The organism is Pseudoalteromonas sp. 31A1, assembly GCF_011378815.1.
GTDB lineage: Bacteria > Pseudomonadota > Gammaproteobacteria > Enterobacterales > Alteromonadaceae > Pseudoalteromonas > Pseudoalteromonas arctica.
This window is the reverse complement of the sequence record NZ_WTKY01000017.1, coordinates 94797-109016: the sequence shown is the minus strand read 5'-3', so window position 1 is coordinate 109016 and position 14220 is coordinate 94797. Positions and strand designations below refer to the sequence as shown.

General features: G+C 41.0%; 14 protein-coding genes. 6 read left to right on the top strand and 8 right to left on the bottom strand.

Going from position 1 to position 14220, the window contains the following annotated elements:
- The first annotated feature begins 201 nt into the window (after positions 1–201).
- The 5 genes from GQR52_RS15375 (at position 202) to GQR52_RS15355 (ending at position 3707) form a co-directional block, all read left to right on the top strand.
- The gene (locus tag GQR52_RS15375; RefSeq protein WP_165729013.1) at positions 202–438 is read left to right on the top strand and encodes a hypothetical protein; all 237 of its coding nucleotides are present in this window, start codon (positions 202–204) and stop codon (positions 436–438) included.
- Positions 439–994: 556 nt separating this feature from the next.
- Positions 995–2533, top strand: coding sequence for a glucan biosynthesis protein (locus tag GQR52_RS15370; RefSeq protein ID WP_165729012.1), 1539 nt, complete (start codon positions 995–997; stop codon positions 2531–2533).
- Positions 2534–2755: 222 nt separating this feature from the next.
- A complete protein-coding gene (locus GQR52_RS15365) occupies positions 2756–3118 on the top strand; it encodes a 2OG-Fe(II) oxygenase (protein WP_165729011.1) in 363 nt (120 codons plus the stop codon).
- Entirely contained in the window at positions 3112–3360 is a 249-nt protein-coding gene (locus tag GQR52_RS15360; RefSeq protein WP_165729010.1) for a DUF1272 domain-containing protein, read from the top strand. The genes GQR52_RS15365 and GQR52_RS15360 overlap by 7 nt, the downstream gene beginning before the upstream one ends.
- Before the next feature lie 44 nt (positions 3361–3404).
- Positions 3405–3707, top strand: a complete 303-nt coding sequence (locus tag GQR52_RS15355; protein WP_165729009.1) for a hypothetical protein — start codon at positions 3405–3407, stop codon at positions 3705–3707.
- Positions 3708–3825: 118 nt separating this feature from the next.
- Here the strand turns inward: GQR52_RS15355 and GQR52_RS15350 are convergent, their stop codons facing one another.
- The 7 genes from GQR52_RS15350 to GQR52_RS15320 all read right to left on the bottom strand — a co-directional run bounded on the left by GQR52_RS15350 (position 3826) and on the right by GQR52_RS15320 (position 11430).
- Positions 3826–5109 (bottom strand): allantoate amidohydrolase, encoded by a 1284-nt coding sequence (locus GQR52_RS15350; protein WP_165729008.1) that lies wholly within the window; start codon positions 5107–5109, stop codon positions 3826–3828.
- Between the two features lie 14 nt (positions 5110–5123).
- A complete protein-coding gene (locus GQR52_RS15345) occupies positions 5124–6353 on the bottom strand; it encodes an alanine--glyoxylate aminotransferase family protein (protein WP_165729007.1) in 1230 nt (409 codons plus the stop codon).
- 2 nt (positions 6354–6355) lie between these two features.
- Positions 6356–7180 (bottom strand): sulfite exporter TauE/SafE family protein, encoded by an 825-nt coding sequence (locus tag GQR52_RS15340; protein WP_165729006.1) that lies wholly within the window; start codon positions 7178–7180, stop codon positions 6356–6358.
- Complete coding sequence (locus GQR52_RS15335) at positions 7168–8751, bottom strand: gamma-glutamyltransferase (protein ID WP_165729005.1); 1584 nt, start codon at positions 8749–8751, stop codon at positions 7168–7170. Before GQR52_RS15335 ends, GQR52_RS15340 begins: the two co-directional genes overlap by 13 nt.
- Positions 8748–9953: an amidase family protein gene (locus GQR52_RS15330; RefSeq protein WP_165729004.1), complete on the bottom strand. Its 1206-nt coding sequence runs from the start codon at positions 9951–9953 to the stop codon at positions 8748–8750. The genes GQR52_RS15335 and GQR52_RS15330 overlap by 4 nt, the downstream gene beginning before the upstream one ends.
- 337 nt (positions 9954–10290) lie before the next feature.
- The gene (locus GQR52_RS15325; protein ID WP_165729003.1) at positions 10291–10773 is read right to left on the bottom strand and encodes a putative 4-hydroxy-4-methyl-2-oxoglutarate aldolase; all 483 of its coding nucleotides are present in this window, start codon (positions 10771–10773) and stop codon (positions 10291–10293) included.
- A 3-nt stretch (positions 10774–10776) separates the two neighbouring features.
- Entirely contained in the window at positions 10777–11430 is a 654-nt protein-coding gene (locus GQR52_RS15320; RefSeq protein WP_004334664.1) for a TetR/AcrR family transcriptional regulator, read from the bottom strand.
- Positions 11431–11610: 180 nt separating this feature from the next.
- Here GQR52_RS15320 and yddG point away from each other — a divergent pair, with 180 nt between their 5' ends.
- On the top strand, positions 11611–12519 hold the full coding sequence (yddG, locus tag GQR52_RS15315; protein ID WP_165729002.1) for an aromatic amino acid DMT transporter YddG: 909 nt from the start codon (positions 11611–11613) through the stop codon (positions 12517–12519).
- Positions 12520–12629: 110 nt separating this feature from the next.
- Here yddG and GQR52_RS15310 read toward each other — a convergent pair whose 3' ends face one another.
- Complete coding sequence (locus GQR52_RS15310) at positions 12630–14183, bottom strand: PepSY-associated TM helix domain-containing protein (protein ID WP_165729001.1); 1554 nt, start codon at positions 14181–14183, stop codon at positions 12630–12632.
- Positions 14184–14220: the final 37 nt, after the last annotated feature.

Genomic DNA, 14220 nt, shown 5'->3' with positions numbered 1-14220 from the left:
CCCTAAATAAAAGCCACTCAAGTACCCGTAATCCCGTCCAAAACGCCAATTAAAACAACACCAAACTCCCACTTTATATTCTGCATAAAATACAGTAATCGATTGAACCAAAATAGGAACTCAGCTATGGTTTGTTTATCAATAAAAATAAATAAAAAAACGAGTTAATCTACAGACTCGTTAGCATTACAAGGAGGTTTGGTGACAACATCTAAAAAAGAACTACCGTTTCTTACAACCTATATGACTCTGCTGTTTGTTTTATTAGGTTCTGATTGGATATTACCTTTAATAGGTTTTGAATATAATATATGGTCAGATCCTTTTGATATTATTAAATTTATAATTAAACTCATGACTATTTATCTTTTTTACTTTATTGGTATTAAGTTTTTTAGTTGGTTGTATTCTGCATCACCACAAAAAACTAAAGAGTAAACTTGGCAGTTATTTAAAGTAAAGCTAACAACACGCCCTGAGGTGGACGACTAGTCAAATTTAGCTATTAATTGCAAATTTTAAAAGTGGTGAGCCTCTTTGTTTTTCAACACTTAAATGTAATCCTTATCAATTTAAATACCACAGTTCTATATAGGCTTACCCTTCACTTTTTACTGCTTATAATACGCTTTAGCCCAAATCAACTATGTAACTACAACGAATAGAAAAACCAGCCACTCTACAAGTATTTGCCTTGGAATAGTGGGCAACTAAAATCTAAATATATCCATACCTCTTGACGGCTTCGTCCAATAAACTGCGCTATTTCCGTTTATTTTCACTTCAGCGATATCATTAAACGCGCGCAATCGCCCTTAAAATTAATTCCCGTAAAAACAAATTAATTATGGGAGGTCCTGTAGTCAAATAACAATACCTTAGTAAACGCTAGTTCATATTACGTCACGTAATATCCATACAGAACTTTAAGTTAAACATACGTTCGTGCAGCGTTCCCATTTTTATTTGACTCAATTTATTGGACATTCTTTTTATGAAATTAAAGTTATTTATCGCAATTATTTTTAGCACTTCGATGTCGTCTTACGCGACAGAAGCATTAGATAAAACGGAGTTTTCATTCGAAGACTTAAAAGCACTGGCAAAAGCCTCAGCCGAAAAGCCCTATACGGCAACCAAGGTTCCAGCGCCGGAGTTAATCGATAAAATTACGTATGACGAACACTGGAAAATACGCTTTAAAGAAGATGAAACCTTATATCCAAGTGGAAAAAACGCACCTGTACAATTATTTTACCCTGGCCGATATTTTCCTGAGCCAGTAAGTATTTATATCAGAGACGATAAAAATCAGGTGCAAAATGTACCTTTTAGTAATGACGTTTTTGATATGCCTGATGACAGCCCAGCTCACGAACTCCCTGAAGGATTTGGATTTGCAGGCTTTAGAGTAATGCGCCCAGATATGAAACCAGATTGGATATCTTTTTTAGGTGCGTCTTATTTTCGTACTGATGGGCCAGAGGGGCAATATGGACTGTCGGCGCGAGGTATCGCGATTAATACGGGTATGAATCAACCAGAAGAATTTCCGCGTTTTTCTGCATTTTGGATTGGTCCCGCAGAGAAAAAAGGCGAAAGTGTGTCTGTTTGGGCATTGCTTGAAGGGCCTTCTATCACCGGTGCTTATCGTTTTGGTTTAAGCAAAGATAACAAAGAAGATAAAGGGCATATCACCTCTGTGAGCGCTAATTTGTATATGCGCGCCGATGTTGAACGCTTAGGCGTAGCGCCGCTTACGAGCATGTATTGGTACTCACAAAAAGATAAAACAACTGCTAAAGACTGGCGCCCAGAAATTCACGACAGTGATGGGCTGGCTATTCACACAGGATCGGGTCAATACATTTGGCGCCCATTAAATAATCCTCAGTCGGTGTCGACCAATAGCTTTATTGATGAGAACCCAAAAGGGTTTGGTTTAATCCAAAGAGACCGTGACTTTAATAACTACCAAGACGACGGCGTATTTTACAATAAGCGTTCATCAGCGTGGATTAAACCTACTGACGATTGGGGGAAAGGGGCAGTTCAGTTAATCGAGATTCCAACAAAAGATGAAACGTTTGACAATATTGTTGCCTATTGGGTGCCTGAAAAAGAGGCGCGCAAAGGTGATGAGTTTACCTTTTCTTATGATATAGAGTGGCGTCCACTCGATCCAAAATCAAAAACGCTTGCAAGCGTTGTAAATACTCGCCAAGGCTTAGGCGGAATTCCCGGCCAGCCAATTCCTGAAGGCGTTAACAAAATGGTGATTGATTTTGAAGGTCCAGCATTTAAAGACTTAGATAACAAAAGTGGTATAAAGCCGATTGTTGAAGCCAGCAACGGTGAAATACTAGAACCTATTGGGGTTTATCCGGTAGTTGGTACAAACCAATGGCGATTAGCGTTTGACTACAAACAAGCTAACAATAATCCGGTAAACATACGCGCGTATTTAGTTGATAAAAATGATGAAGCTATAACTGAGACATGGGTAAGTGATGCAAAGGTTACGATTAAATAAGCATTAAAGTAAAACGGGTGGCTATATTTTGATTTTCTGTCAATTATAGCCACCATAATGTCTTTTAAAACGCCAATCAAAACACCATTAAAACTCCCTTTTATATGCCACGTAAAATACAGTAATCGATTGAATCAAAATATGAACTCGGCTATGGTTTGTTTATCAATAAAAATAAAAAACGAGTTAACCTGCTGCTTGTTAGGTGTATCTAGGAGTTTTATGTTTTTTTTGAGTAAATTATTTTGTTGGGAGCGAGGCAGGCAAAAGTCAGGCTACGATAAAATGTTGATTTGTGGTGCTACGTGGCCAATTAAATTTGATACATATTTGCTTAAATTTCCACAAGGAAGTGAAATAGCACCACATACAGACAAGGTTGAATCTGGTAAACACTATCGATTGAATATAGTGCTTAAAAAGGCAGATTTGGGTGGTGAGTTTATTTGCACTAATCCGATATTTGAAACAAAGCGAGTTAAGCTATTCCGCCCTGATGTAAGTGAGCATCAGGTATCAAAAGTTATAAAAGGTAATAGATATTTACTCAGTATTGGGTGGATAAGAAGGAGCTCTAAATGCTAGATTTAAGACCTAATTGTGAATGTTGTGATAAGAATCTACCTGCACAGTCCACAGAGGCTTTTATTTGTTCATTTGAATGCACATTTTGTTCTGGCTGTGCTCAAACGGTGTTAAATAACGTGTGCCCAAACTGCTCAGGTAATTTGGTTCAGCGGCCAATTCGCCCTTTGGCTGCACTAAAAAATTACCCAGCATCAACTAAGCGGGTATTAAAAGAAAGTGGTTGTGCGCCAAATACATAAGAACACAAAGTATAATAATTACATTTTCTGGGTATGGAGATCTGATGAGAAAATCCTTTGAATTTACCGTTAAGTCAATCAAAGTTAAAATAATTAACGCTTGGTTTAGTGGTGCTAAATTATATGTGGATGGTGACTTACGAGATACTGACAAAACTTTGTTAGCTATTAGGAATAATACTTTACTATCTGCAAATTTAGGTGAGTTGGGTGTTCTAGAAATCAAGCCATTATCGGGTTTAATTACCGTTGAAATGGATGCATATTTGGTCAATGGTACAAACATTCAACATGTATATAGCTCACATAAACGCCTTAGCCTAAAAGAGCAAAGGGCAGTCCGATAAAGCTACTTTAAATAACGAATATTCCTGTATTTAGTAACAACCTCCAAATGACTTTGAGGAGGTTTAAGCCCCTAAGCATACCAAGTTAATATACTTGGTTTACTCGATTACCTTAAAATCACTCACACTCTTTCACATAAAGTAAAAGCGCGCTGTACATTACACTGAGTGCCTTTGTTACATCGCTGTCGGTAACGGCTTCTGCTGGGTGATGGCTTATACCGCCAGGGCTGCGTATAAACAACATGCCAACGGGGCAAATTGGAGCGATTGCCATTGCATCGTGCCCTGCGCCTGAGGCAAGTGAAGGCGATGCTTGGTTATTGAGTTTACATGCGCTTGAAAACAAATGCTGAATTTGAGTATCGCACGCAACGGCATCTGCTGCATGCGTCCATTGCCAATCGAGTGTTAAATTGCGTTTGCTTGCTATAGATTGAGCGCTGCTTTGTATGGCGCTTAGTAAGTTAGCGAGATCGGTGTCGCTCTGAGCGCGTGCATCTAGGCTTATGGTCGTTTTGCCTGCAATCACGTTTGTAGCCCCAGGGCGAGATTGTATTTGCCCTACGGTGGCAACTTCGCCATTACTCGCATTTTTTGCTAGCTGCTCTATGGCAAGAGTAAGTTCGGCGCAGCCTGCTAACGAATCCTGTCTCAAGTTCATTGGCGTTGTACCCGCATGACCACTTTGCCCTGTTAGGGTAAGCATAGCGCGTTTAGCACCTGCTATAGCCGTTACTACTCCGAGCGCCTGATTAACCGATTCGAGCACCGGACCTTGTTCAATATGAGTTTCCCAGTAACCTAGTAATTCGTTTTTGTTTAGTGCGGCCTTTGCGTAGTCATTAGGATTTAAGCCAAAATCGAGCATGGCTTGGCGCATAGTTATGCCGTTTGTGTCTTCAATGTTTAGCCACTGTGGGTTAAATTCGTTAGCGAGGGCTTTTGAGCCAATTAAAGTTGTGGCAAAGCGGGTGCCTTCTTCATCGCAAAAGCCCACTACATCTAAATGAAAGGGTAGGTCGAGCTTTAACTTATTTGCAAGCGCTGCAATTTCTATCCCCAGTAGTACACCTAAAATACCATCAAACGCACCTGCATTCGGTACTGTGTCGAGGTGTGACCCTATAATTAAACGTTTAGCATGTGGGTTTGATGATTTAAGCCGACCCCAAAGGTTGCCCACTTCGTCTTGCCACGATTGCATGCCTGCCTCAACCATCCATGATGCAGTAACGGCGTTACACTCTTTGTGCTCTTTTGATAAGTACACGCGGTGAATACCACCTTGCATTTGCGATAGTGCGCTGAGAGTTTTACAGCGAGATAAGGCGCGTGTTGCGTGAGTATCGCCGCGCTCTTTATTTAATAAAGGGCTATGTTGTGGGGTTTCAATCGTCATGGTAATTCTCTATTTTATTTATAGTGAGTAAGGGCTGCAATGGCGGCTTCGCCTTTAGGCCCTTTGTAACCGTTGGCATGCAAGCAAGCGTCTAGGCTTGCAAGTGTTTGTAGTACGGTATCTTTTCGGGCGTTGTAGCCCATAGTGCCAATACGCCAAATTTTGCCATGCAGCGGTCCAAACGAGGTGCCAATTTCTATTCCAAAATCGGTTAGCATTTGCCCGCGTACGTGGTCGGCATTAATGCCCTCGGGTATATAAACACCCAGTACGTTGTTCATTCTATGCGTTAAATCGCCAAATACGTTTAAGCCCAGCGCTTGAATGCCTGTTAGCATGGCATCGCCGTGTAATTTGTGGCGCGCTACGCAGTTATCTACGCCTTCTTCAATGACTATGCGGGCGCATTCTGAGGCGCAATACAACATGCTGGTGGCTTCGGTATGATGATTTAGGCGCTCTTCGCCCCAGTAATTCATTATCATGCCTAAATCAAAGTAGTTTGAGCGTACAAATGGCTCTGTGCCGTCGGTATGATCTGCAGTGCGAATACCTGCTTCTACTTTTTTACGTTTTTGGATCCACTCTGCGCATTTGTCACTGAGTGTTAAAGGTGCTGAGCCAGACGGCCCGCCTAAACATTTTTGCAGACCAACAGAAAGTGCATCGAGTTTCCATTCATCGGCAGGAAGTTCGTTACCCACAATGGATGCGGTGGCATCGCAATAAAATAGTACATCGTGCTTTTGGCAAATATCGCCAATATACTCAAGAGGTTGGTTCATGGTGGTGGATGTATCGCCTTGTACCATAGCAAGTACGTGGGGTTTTACATCAACAATGGCTTTTTCGATTTGTTCGGGCGTAAATACTTCGCCCCACGGTACTTCTATTGTGTGCACCTTTGCGCCAACGCGTTCTGCTATTTCAGCCAGTAAATGCCCAAAACGCCCCATAATTGGCACCAATACTTTATCGCCTGGGCGCAAAATAGAGCACAGTATGGCTTCAATCCCTGCGCGCGATGTGCCATCTATTAGCATGGTCCATTCGTTTTTGGTTTTAAAAATTTCGCGATAGCGCGCCATGGTTTCGTTCATAAAGCCGGTCATTACTGGGTCGTACTGACCTATAAGCTGCGCCGACATAGCACGTAAAACACGAGGGTCTGCATTAATAGGACCTGGTCCCATTAATAAACGCTGTGGTGGGTTTAAGGTTTGAACTTGCGTGTTATTAAACATATTTAGGCTCCTAGAGTCTGAATAAGCATACGAATACCGGTTATCATTAAGACAACGGCAAAGGCGCGTTTTAGTTGTTTTTGATCCAGCTTGCTACCAATTTTTACGCCAATAGGCGCAAATAAAATAGTCAGCGGAATAATAAGAAAAAAGGCCGGGAGGTTAACTAACCCCCACGTACCTAGGGGAGCATCGATTGGCGTTGTGCCAATACTTAATAAGGTAATAACGCCAGGTAGCGCAATCAATAAACCAAAAACGGCCGCAGTACCTACCGCAACATGGGCGCGTACGTTAAATGCGTTTAGCATAGGTACGCCAATCGTGCCGCCGCCTATGCCAATCATGACCGACAAACCGCCTACAATACTTGCCATAATGCCTTGCCCAAATTTACCAGGTAGTTGTTTTACAAGTGCAGGTGCGCCGGCTCTAAATAACATGTTTAAACTGACTAAAATAGCAATACAGGCAAACATGAGTACTAATGCGTTACCGCGAACAGTATGAGCAATAATGCTACCCACAACCGCCATAACTAATATAAACGGTGCCCAATATTTTATTAGGGCAAGGTCAATATTACCTTTGCTATGGTGCGAGCGAATAGATGAAAGCGAGGTAGGTACTATAGTGGCAAGTGATGTTGCGGTTGCTATCATCATTGCCGACTCTGGGCTTACGCCAAAACCTTGTAGCAGGAAGTACAGTACAGGCACGATAACAATACCGCCGCCTACGCCAAATAGTCCAGCTAAAATACCAGCAAAAATACCGGTTGCTATTAAGGCCATTACTATTGGCCATTGGTTAATTATTTCTGACATTGTGTTCCTGCTGTAGTTACTGTTGCACGTCCATCTGAACGAGGATCTGTTGCAGCTTCAAGGCTTGTAGGTGTATCTAAAATAGCCCCAGCGTGCCCCATCATTTCGTTATTATTATCAACGCTTACCCAATCGTGGTCACGTTGATTTAATTCATGTTCTATATGAAAAACTAACCCTTTTTCAATTTTTAAATTTGTACTTGTATCGCCCCATGTTCTTCCAAGTAACCAGCGAGGGTCGCTAATTGCTTGTTTTATTGATTTATTTCGCCATGCATAACCTGCAAAAACAGCGGCTTGGGTTTGTGGTTGCCCTTCACCGCCCATTGTTCCGTAGGCAAGGCGACGACCATCGTTAAATTTTGCCATTGCAGGGTTAAGTGTATGTGCAGGCTTTTTATTTGGGGCAAGGTTATTGACATCTTTATTGTTTAAACTAAAGCTTAAACCTCGGTTATTCCACACAAAGCCGCCTTTGCTCATTAATATGCCGCTGCCAAATTCCCAGTAAATACTTTGAATAAAGCTTACTAATTGCCCGTTTTTATCTTTTGCAGCCATCCACACGGTATCGCCAGGCTCTGCGTTAAATGACCATTGTTTGGCTTTACTCATATCAATATTGTTAGCAAGTTGGCTTAAGCGATCATCAGTTAGTGCTTTTTTATAATCATCCCCTAACACATTAGGATCAGCCCAAAGGGTAGGGCGATGCGTAAAGCTTTGTTTAGTTGCCTCAACAATTAAGTGCGTCCAGTCGGCATCGGTTTTAGCTAAATGCTTTAACTTATTTACGGCACCAATTATTTGTAGTGAATGCACGCCCTGTGTTGGCGCGGGTAAGTTGTAGCAATCAATACCTGATAAGTTAGCATTTAGCGCAGTAACGACCTCGGCTTTTGTATTTGCAATATCACCTGCGGTGATTGAGCTGCCTGCTTTTGCTAAGTCGGCGGCAAATGAGTTAGCAAGTGCGCCTTCATAAAATGCGTTTAAACCCTGTTTTGCTAAGTATTCAAACGTTGCAGCAAGTTTAGGGTTTTTAAAATGTTGACCTGCTTGTAAGGGCTTGCCATTGGGTATGTAGAGGTTTTTAAACGCGTTATTAGTATTGTTAGCAGCGGCTAGCTTTTCGCAGCCTGCTTGCAAGCTTTTTGTTACGGTAAAACCCTCGCGAGCAAGCTCAATAGCGGGCGCTAAAATGTTTAACAGTGGTAGTGCTGCGTGCTCATCTAGTTCAAGCGCCTTTTGCCAACCGCGAATTGTACCCGCTTGAGTTAGTGCGCTTAATCCGCCGCGCTCTGGTATTTGCGTGAGCGGGTTATACGCCGTTGTATTAGTTGCTGCGCGGCCGCAGGCATCAATAGCAGTGGGCGTTTTTTGGTTTGGGTTATCGATAAGCCAAAAGCTGTCGCCACCAATTGAGTTCATATGTGGATACACAACGCTAATCGCAGCGGCAGCCGCTACCATAGCCTCGGTAGCTGTACCGCCTTGTTTTAGTATATTTATACCCGCCTCTGTTGCCGAAAAATGAGACGCGGTAAATGCAATATTGTGTGTGGTCATGCCGGTGTGTCCTGTTTAAAGTGTTCAGCTAGGTGCTTAACGCAAGCAAGTAGGCTTTTATCGTTACCGTGGGTCATCATTAATGAAAAACCATAAGGATGATCATTTGCTAAATCAGCCAGCGGTAAATGCACTTGCGCTGAGCCACTAAGTCCTGCAATTGCCGAAAGCGTAATAATTTGCATACGTAAGGCGCTTGTGTCGGCGCCTAATTTAGGTGCAGTTGTAGGGGTGGTGGGTAAAAATAAGCAGCTGTGCTTGTTTAAGTTTTTAGCGACGATTACTTGCCATTCGTGCTGTATTTTTAACGCCTCTTGTTCTTCTTGCTTGGTTAAAGCCAGTGCCATTTTAAAACGAGCCGCAATTGCTGGCGCAAAATGAGAAAGCTGATCTGGGAGTTCTAGCCAGTCTCGGTGCGTTTTAGCAATCGCACGACCTTGTAATATTCTAAAGGTATCGGCAAGCTCACTTAGCAGGCTGCTTTTGGGGAGCTTAAAATCGATATGATGATTAAAATAAGGTTTGGTTTTTTCTAAAAGCTTACCCAGTGGTGCTTGTAAAGAGGGGTCAACGAGTTCAAAGAGTGCTTCGCAAATAACCAGCGTATTTACTTTATTAATAGCTTGTTGTGGTAATAATACATCGCTAACGCTGCTTAATAGCTCAGCGCTTTGGGTAAGCCAACCTATGGTATCAAAAGGGGGAGCCAAAGGTATTAGGCCGTCTTTTTCAATCACGTTATGGCTTGGCCTTATGCCATATAAACCACAATAGCTGGCGGGTATTCTAATTGAGCCGCCAGTGTCGGTACCTAAGCCAATATCGGCTAAGTTAGCAGCCACGGCTGCTGCCGAACCCATACTCGAACCACCGCAAGCATGCCCTTTTAATTTAGGATTTTGCGCAGCGCCATAATGTATATTATTACCCTCTAAGCTATAAGCCAGTTCGTCTGTGTGGGTAAAGCCTATAAAGTTACAACCAGCGGTCATGAGCTTATTAACCGAGCTTGCCGTACTTTGAGCCGGTTTAGCTGTTTTAAACCAATGTGGGTTGCCTGCGCTGTTACGCTCGCCTTTAATAGCAAATACATCTTTTACCACAAGGCGCTTATTAATAAGTGTGCCTTGGTAATGTGTTTGCCATGCTTTAGGACCATGGTCACAAAAAATACCGGTCGTATTATTATTTTTGGTACTCATATCACCACTCGTTATAAAAAATCTGACTAAGCAGTCCAGATTTAGGGTGATTAAAAAGACAGATTAATTTTTATTATTTTTCAGCCCACTGCGTAACATCTTGTTTTTATTTTACAGAGCCTGATCCGCTTTTTAATCGGCTAGCTTATTATATTGTTTAAAACCTAAGCAAGAGGAATGCCATAAATTAAAATCCTGTCCAACTGGTCAGGTTTTGATGGGTTGTGTGAGGTTTATAAATGTGGGCTGTAAAAATAATGGCATTGAAATGAGCTAAAACAGACCAATTTGGTGCGCAGGTGCACCAAGTTGGCTGTTATTTATATGGTTTTGAGTGCTAAATAAGGGGCGTTTTACTGATGATTAAACCATTAATATCGGCGTAAACCCAATCGTTAGGTTCAATAGTGGTGCTAAGCATGGTAACAGCTTGGTTTTTATCACCAAAGCCGCGTTTTAAGGTACTACGCGGTGTAGAGCCTAGCGCCATTACAGGTAAGTTCATCGTGGCAAGTATTTCAATATCTCGGCAACAGCCATTTATTATTACGCCTTCCCAGCCATTACTTAAGGCACGCTCAGCCATAATATCGCCTATGAACGCAAAGCGTTTGCTCGCAAACCCGTTTATAACTAATACTTTACCTTCACCATTTTCATGCAATATATCGGCGGCAAAAGAGTTGTCTTCTGGGCAGGTAACGGTAACTACTTTGCCATAAAACGTGGTTTTTTTACCAAAGTGGTAAAGGCCGCTGTCTGCTACTTGTACGTTATCGCGATGATCGTCAAATAAATCGGGTGTAGTAAAGGGTGTCATGGGTTAAGTCTCACTTTGCTCAGGTATTTTAAGACCAATACCTTTTAAAATTATGTGGGCAATTGACTGCGTAATTTGTGCCACATCGGTTTCGTCGTACTCTAATTTGTTCATTACAAGTAAAACCTCAGCCTGAAAGTCGGCGTAATATTGCGTGGTAGACCAAATAGTAAAGAGCAAATGGTACGGGTCAACCTTATCCATTTTATCTGCGTCCATCCATGCTTGAAGTACATCAACCTTTTGTTTAACCCAAGGGCGGGTATTGGTTCTAAAGTAGTTTTGTAAATAGGGTGCACCGCGCAGTATTTCACTGGCAAATAAGCGAGATTGCATTGGCTGATTTACGGCCAGTATTACTTTGCTTTTAATATAGTTATAAAGCACGGTAGCTGGATCGTCGTTAATTGTGACGTTATCAAGCCCTAAGTTCCAATTAGCTATTATGCGGTCAATCACAGACTCGTACAGACCATCTTTACTTTTAAAGTAATACAAAATATTAGCTTTTGGCACCTGCGCTTCTTTAGCAACCATGCTCATACTTGCTCCGTCGTAACCTAATTGCGAAAACAATTGCTCGGCGGCATCTAAAATTAGTTTTTGGTTTTTCTCGCGTGTAACTTCTTTTTTATTTGGCTTTATTTGTGTGGTCATTATAGAGTTTGCGTGTTTAACGTATTGATTGATTGTAGCTTTACTGACCAAAAGGTCAATTACTAAAAAGGTGAATATTAAAAACAGGCGAGAGGTTTAAGCTATTAACTTTAATTGTTTAATTAAATAATTACTGTTAGTTTAGTTTCAAATTTACGAGTAGTACTTTTGGGTTGGCAAATGGATTTTATAAGCAAAAATAAATATACACTATATGGAGTCGCTGCAATATTACTGTGGAGTTGCTTAGTTGCATTACTACGGGATATTTCTGAGTTGTTTAGCCCCATTGGTGGTGCTGCGGCTATGTATTCTGTCAGTGCGATATTTTTAATTTTGGTTATGGGAGTGCCCAAGTTTAGTGGTTTTTCGAAACGCTACTTGGTAGTAGGTACTTTATTATTTGTATCGTACGAAATTTGTTTGGCGCTTTCTATTGGTATGGCAAATAGTCGTCATCAGGCAATGGAAATGGCGGTTATTAATTATTTATGGCCCACGCTAACAATATTGCTCTCTATTATTATTGGGCGCAAAAAAGTAAGTTACTGGGTTTACCCAAGCATGATTATTGCTTTTTTAGGCGTTGCTTGGTGTATTACGGGCGATCAAGAAATGTCACTCGATACGCTTGTTACTAACTTTGCTGATAATCCTGCTACTTACCTAATGGCATTAGCTGCAGCGTTTATATGGGCTATTTATTGCGTAGTAACGCAAAAGCTGAGTAATGGTAAAAATGCCATTACGTTATTTTTTACTGTTACGGCAATTAGTTTGTGGGCGCAATATGGTTTTAGTAATGAAGCGCCATTAACGTTTTCACTCAGCTCAAGCATGACGTTATTATTAGCTGGTGTAGTCGTGGGGAGCGGTTATGGACTGTGGAATCAAGCTATTATTGGCGGTAACTTAATGCTTTTGGGTACGCTTTCGTACTTTACACCGGTATTTTCTAGTATTATTTCGGCGTTGTATTTATCTATTACGCTGAGTGCTTCGTTTTGGCAAGGGGTTGTACTGGTAACAGTGGGCTCGTTAATTTGCTACTTTGTAACGCGAGAAAAGCCTAAACGCACAGTAAACTAATCTACTTTAGTTAATGCTTATAAAGTACTGATATTTAATGATTTTATATTTTAAATCTAAATTTATACCTTTAATGAGGCGTGCAATACGCCTCATTAAGTTTTTCTTTATTATTTTGCAGGTATAACTGCATAGCTTACTGATTTATTTCTAACTTTTTTTGCACAATAATAAAATATTAATGCAAATACTGCAGCGCTAATATCAACAAAACCGCTTTGATAATATTTTAAAAAATCATCAGCTAATAAAGCCTGTATAAGTGTTGAAACCCCCATTCCAGCAGATAAAAGTGCAATACCCATTAAGCCCCAATAGCTAGCGTGGTGAGTTCCTTTAAAAAAGGTATAAGCAACAAAGGCAAAAAATACCAAATAGTAACTATAGAGATAGCTGTAATTTGCGTTACCCATATATTGGTTAGTCCATTTAGCTTGTAATAAAGTGGCAACCATTGCAATCATTGACCCTAAGCAAACACCAATTGTTAAATTTGCCATAAATCGTGTACTTCGTTTGTTGGCATCTTGTTTAAAGCGCTTGTCTAGCCATAATAAGTTACCAGAGTAAAATAAGAATGCGCCAAGTAGCCCCATAACAAAATACCCCCAACGTCCCCATTCACCTCCATAAGTACCAAAGTGAAGTGAAAAGAAACTTCCTACTATATTACCCCAAACACCATCATCTCCTTGCGGATAGCTTGAGTTAAGTACTTCTAATGTATAGGGGTGTAAGAATAAGTAGTCGGTATCAGGTCCGCGAACAACAGCGCTGCTATTACTCATTTTTAATGTTGCAGTCGGACTGTTTGTATTTAAACGACTAAATGTAATGTGAATTGGCTCATAACCTGGGGCGTAGTTTTTTGCCGCTAGGAGCTGCTTATTTATGCTTGGTAAGTTTGCAATATGATAATTATGTGCTGCTGGGGCAGGTCGTTGAAAAAAGGATTTATCGTCATAAAATGCTGATAGACCATCATAAACCAGATCATGAAATGCAAATACCACCACAGTAAACGCTATAATTAAATGAAAAGGCAAACTGGCGATCCCAACTAAATTATGACTATCGAGCCAAAAGCGACTGGCGCCTTTTTCTTTTCGAATCGCAAAAAAGGTTTTTACAAGCGTAGGTAGTAAAATAATTACGCCAGACACCAATGCTAAAAAGTACAGCGCAGATGCTATACCGAGTATATATACGCCTGATTGGTCGTGCCCAATTTCGCCTGCAAACCCTGCGGTTCGATGTAAGTAATCTATTAAATCTGCAAGTTTATTCTCACTTTGTTGCTGTATTACAAGATCATTTTGCTGGTTTAGATAGAGCACCTGTAATTGATTATCAAGTTTCATCCCGCGCTCTTTACCTTGGCTATACCAAGATAGTGGCGCTTGATTTGTTAATAAGTCGAGAGAAAAACCATTACCCATTTGCTCAGGGTACTTAGCTATTGCTTGATCAACCAATGTTTGGTGATTGTTAGTGTGTGGTTTAGTCACTGGTGCACTGGCGGGGTTTGCCCACTGTGCTAATTCGTGTTTAAACATGGTTAAACTACCAGCATAAAAACCTATAAAAAGTACTAAACCTGCAATTATTCCAGTCCATGTATGCACGCCTTGGTAGGTACGCAAAATATCGGCTCTTACTCTCATAGCCAATTCCTTAAAATTATAAATAAACTATATAGCG